This window comes from Bacillus sp. sid0103, assembly GCF_019219025.1.
Genome location: NZ_JAHUWN010000132.1, coordinates 1 through 293, shown reverse-complemented (window position 1 = coordinate 293; position 293 = coordinate 1). Strand labels below are relative to the sequence as shown.

1 pseudogene is annotated in these 293 nt (G+C 35.8%); it reads left to right on the top strand.

From position 1 onward, the window contains the following. Positions 1 to 217: pseudogene (locus KW850_RS33780) on the top strand (integrase core domain-containing protein); the annotation flags it as partial. Positions 218 to 293 lie beyond the last annotated feature (76 nt).

Here is a 293-nt window from a genome sequence, read left to right as displayed (position 1 = left end):
TCCATGTCCCGAAAGGGAAACTGTTGGGACAATGCGCCAATGGAAAGTTTCTTTGGGCACTTTAAGGATTTAGCGGAGTATAAATCGTGTGATAATTTAAGCGAAGTAAAGAAAGAAGTTGATCGAGGAATATAATCATCACCGCTATCAATGGGGCTTAATGAAAATGACCCCGGTACAATACGAGGGCACTGAAAAAGTCCAATATCTAAATTAGGCAGTTGAAAGTTTCAATTGAATTGAACTTTCAACTGCCTTTTTAATTTATAATTAATGATATTAAATGTATGTAG